The organism is Methanosarcina sp. 1.H.T.1A.1 (assembly GCF_000979295.1).
Taxonomy (GTDB): domain Archaea; phylum Halobacteriota; class Methanosarcinia; order Methanosarcinales; family Methanosarcinaceae; genus Methanosarcina.
Window position 1 is genome coordinate 1 of the sequence record NZ_JJQY01000134.1, and the last position, 2,158, is coordinate 2,158.

General features: G+C 45.6%; 1 protein-coding gene. It reads right to left on the reverse strand.

Features of this window, described 5'->3' with window-relative positions:
* Positions 1-10: 10 nt before the first annotated feature.
* A complete protein-coding gene (locus EO95_RS13360) occupies positions 11-1,636 on the reverse strand; it encodes a hydantoinase/oxoprolinase N-terminal domain-containing protein (RefSeq protein WP_048135389.1) in 1,626 nt (541 codons plus the stop codon).
* Positions 1,637-2,158 lie beyond the last annotated feature (522 nt).

Consider the following 2,158-nt stretch of genomic DNA (forward strand, 5'->3'; position numbering starts at 1 on the left):
CCACCGAGATCTACACCTCTCTATTCGTCGGCAGCGTCAGATGTGTATAAGAGACAGCTATAATGTCAGCATCAAGAATCTGTTTTAGTTCCCCGGTATAGGCGACTACGGGCCCTCCTATAAGCACGACAGGTATCTTCATCCTGAACTGTGCAAACCTATCGGAAAGAATAATTTTTTCAATTTCCTGGGAGGAGACGTCTTTTAAGACAAAAGACATCAGGTTTAATGCCATGTTTTTTGCAACATCCCTTTTTATGCGCTTGCAGAGTTCAATATAGTCTGTTTGCGTGTAGCGTTCGAGAAGTTTTGCCCCGGCAATTGAGGCTTCCACATCCCAGCCCCGGTATTCTCCAAGCACATGCAGGGCGTCAGTCGGGGTAAAGCCAATTGCCTGGATAAGACGTTTTCTTATCAGGGAATCAAGCAGTCCGGGGGACAGAATTTTCCGGGTCTCCCAGAAGATATCGTTAAGGGAGGTTGGGGTATCTCCTATACTGTCAAATAGTTCCTGCTCGAAACTTCCAAGATTTGAAGCCTCTGCCCCTGTCCTTATAAAAAACTTTGTGGGCTGCACATTCTCTTCAAGGTGCATGTTTCCGGGGATTCTTCCTTTTCTCAGGACTTCAAGAAAGCCAGGGTATTTGACAGCCGCAACGCAGAGTGGAATTACTCTCCTTGGACCTATATTGATTTTCATACTCTTTACCCAGACGTGGCTGTCCCCTCCCATTGCCGAGGTCTCCATACGGATAGCCTTGACCTTGGTCTGCCAGCCCCCAACCACAGCCCCTTCCGAGCAGAGTTCGGGAAGCCCGTTTTCAAGCATGGAAACATCCGTACTCGTCCCTCCCACGTCTATGACTGCACAGGTCCCAAGCCCTGAAAGGTGGGATGCCCCTACAAGGCTTGCAGCAGGGCCTGAAAAGATCGATTCTATAGGCTTTTCAAGGGCTTCATTGATGCCCACTACAGAACCGTCGCATTTGAGCATGAGCAGCCTGGCAGTCATTCCCCTGCGTTTGATCTCTTCCCGGATCGAACGGATAAACTGGCTTGCAATAGGGATCAGCTGGGCGTTCAGGTAAGCTGTAACCCCCCTTTCATACGCTCCGAGGTCAAGGGAAAGCTCGTGCCCGCACACAACAGGAAATCCCGTAAGTTCCTGAATGCGGGTTTTGATTGCCAGCTCATGTGCAGGGTTCCGGATACTAAAGTATGAAGAAACTGCAAAAGCCGAGACCTGGTCTTTTACCTTTCCGACAAAAGCCTCAACTGCTTCCATATCAAGAGAAAACAGTTCAGCTCCGTGGTGGTCGTGCCCTCCTTTTACCACGGTATAAAACTCAGCATTCATATTTTCCGGGATCTCGTAATCCCCTACAAGGATTAAACCTACAGGATAGCCATTTTGTTCAAGAATTGTGTTTGTAGCAAGAGTTGTAGAGACTGATACCATATTCACATCTTTTAAGTATTTTTCATCCAGCCCATCAATGGAATTTTTAATTCCTGCAAGAAGGTCCGGATAGGTCGTAAGAGCTTTGTTCGAGTCCATCACCTTGCCATCGGAATCCCGGATGATGATCGAATCGGTGTATGTCCCGCCTGCATCAATACCCACGCTGTACTGCATTCGAATAGCTCCCGTTGATTTTTGTTCTTGAATGGGGTTCATGAAATCGTTAATGAAATTTAATTTGCCGAATATAAATAATGCGTGGTCCTTTATTGATTGGTTGATATTACTTCCGAATATCCCTAAATGATCCTAAATGATCCTTCATGGACTTTTTCCCTGCGCCATACAGGGCTGTAGCCAACCTGCCAGCCAGATTAGTACTCTCCTTGACTCCGGAAAACGCTTTTCAATACACATATGAAAGTTCAATACACATATGAAAGAACAGAAAGAAATAAAAGATAAAAAGAGACTTAAAAAGAGTATATTTCATGCATTAATCATAATCAATTAATCAATTTCCACAATTCCTTCACTAATTACCAATAGGACGAAACACTGAAGAAGTGAAAAAAAGGAAAGTTGTACCAGTATTTTTAATTAGTCCTCTTGAGCGAGCTGAGCTCACTGCTAAAACCCATAGATTAGCCCTCTTGAGCGCAGCGAAAAGGGCAGCGTACTGCAGAGTCGCAACTC

Coding starts and splice junctions, on each gene's coding strand:
- EO95_RS13360 (WP_048135389.1), bottom strand. CDS start 1,636: ATGCAGTACAGCGTGGGTATTGATGCAGGCGGGACATACACCGATTCG.